Consider the following 1,586-nt stretch of genomic DNA (forward strand, 5'->3'; position numbering starts at 1 on the left):
CTTGTGCTCGTCCGGAAGCACGCGCTGCCGCCGTTTCGCTTCGTAGGCAAGCAGAACGCTGTCGAAGGGCGCGAGAAACCGCGCTGGCGCAGCGGTTTCCGCATCCGGCCTCGGCGCGTCCGGCAGGTCGTAGAGCCTGCGCCCCGCCTCGTCGGTGAACCGCAGCAGATCTCCTTGCGCTTCAAGGAGATTGCGCACCGGCGGCACCTTCCAGCCCATCCAGTACGCCGTGTCCTCCGCCGTGACCGGCCCGAAAGNNCGGCGGGCAGGGCGCGGTGCGATGCGCTTCCGGCGCCTTCGTCCCCCACTTACCGCTCGCTGGCCAACGCATGAAGTCGCTCGTCGCACGGAACGGCCGCCACTTGTGATCACGTTGGAACACATGCTCTTCATGCGCGATCCGGCCGGGGTTCGCGCTCACCCACTCCTCGATGAAGGCACACGACTCCTCCACCGTGCGCGTCACGCCGTTGGTGTACTCCCGCAAAGCTTTCCGGAGATCCTCCGCGTTCGACTCCGCCTTGGTGCGCTGCCAGTAGTTCAGCCCGCCGTCCTGCACCACCATCGAGTAGTACGGCTGCTCCCGCGCCGACACCGCGTGCAGCGTCCCGCGCAGGAACTGTCCCGCCACCAACTCCTGCCGCTCGAACGCGCCGTACAGATCGTCCGGCTCGAAGTCGTGCATCCGCGTCCACAGCGCGACCGGCAGCGCGCCCCACTGCTGCGCCTGGAGCGCTCCGATCGACTCGACGACGTCCGTCAACGGCGCGCGCCACCGCTCCAGCAGCCCCTGACGGGCCAGGAGCGCGCGATTTTGTTCGACCAACGAGAGCCGTTCACCCATGCTGGGAAAGCTAGCTCCGCCCACCGACACTCGCTGGAGGAACTTCATGCACGTCGCCGCTGTGAGCCGCAACGCCACGTACTCGTTCAGCAAGCCCAACCACGAGTCGATCATGTTGCTCGCCGGGCTCGGCGTCGACGGCGACGCGCACATGGGCGAGACCGTGCAGCACCGCTCGCGCGTGGCCCGCGACCCCAGCCAGCCGAACCTGCGCCAGGTCCACTTCATCCACGGCGAACTGCACGACGAACTGGCCGAGGCGGGGTACGCGGTCGGCCCCGGTGAGCTCGGCGAGAACANNCACCGGCACCCTGCTGCACGTTGGGGAAAAAGCGGTGGTGCGCGTGACCGGCCTGCGCAACCCTTGCGTCCAGATCGACCGGTTCCAGAAGGGCGTCCTGCCCGCCGTCCTCGGCCGTGATTCCAACGGCGATCTCGTGCGCAAGGCGGGGATCATGGGCGTCGTGGTGACAGGCGGCGAGGTCCGCCCCGGCGATGAGATCCGGGTCGAGCTCCCCGCTCCGCCTCACACACGCTTGGAGCCCGTCTGATGTCGTACTCCGCTGTCTCCTCGCTCGCCGAATCGACCGATTTCTCCGGCGTCATTTCCGTGAGCCGCGGCGACTCCGTCGAGTTCGCCCAGGCGTACGGCTTCGCGCACCGCGGCCACGGCATCCCTAACGAACTCGACACGCGCTTCGCCATTGCCAGTGGCACCAAGGGTTTGACCGCCCTCGCCGTG

General features: G+C 68.0%; 4 protein-coding genes. 2 read left to right on the forward strand and 2 right to left on the reverse strand.

Features of this window, described 5'->3' with window-relative positions:
- Nucleotides 1-219, reverse strand: a 219-nt coding sequence (locus CCN37_RS37240; protein ID WP_371505680.1) for a DNA glycosylase AlkZ-like family protein, incomplete at its 3' end; no start/stop codon positions are given.
- A complete protein-coding gene (locus CCN37_RS41880) occupies nucleotides 182-844 on the reverse strand; it encodes a DNA glycosylase AlkZ-like family protein (RefSeq protein ID WP_246843542.1) in 663 nt (220 codons plus the stop codon). The genes CCN37_RS37240 and CCN37_RS41880, both read right to left, overlap by 38 nt.
- A 344-nt stretch (nucleotides 845-1,188) precedes the next feature.
- On the opposite strand from CCN37_RS41880, the gene CCN37_RS42510 reads away from it, so the two are divergent.
- Together CCN37_RS42510 and CCN37_RS41885 are read left to right on the forward strand one after the other, a co-directional pair.
- Entirely contained in the window at nucleotides 1,189-1,395 is a 207-nt protein-coding gene (locus CCN37_RS42510; RefSeq protein WP_371505681.1) for a hypothetical protein, read from the forward strand.
- On the forward strand, nucleotides 1,395-1,586 hold a 192-nt coding region (locus CCN37_RS41885; RefSeq protein WP_246843543.1), incomplete at its 3' end, for a beta-lactamase family protein. The genes CCN37_RS42510 and CCN37_RS41885, both read left to right, overlap by 1 nt.

This window comes from Allokutzneria sp. NRRL B-24872, assembly GCF_002155965.1.
Classification (GTDB): Bacteria; Actinomycetota; Actinomycetes; order Mycobacteriales; family Pseudonocardiaceae; genus Allokutzneria.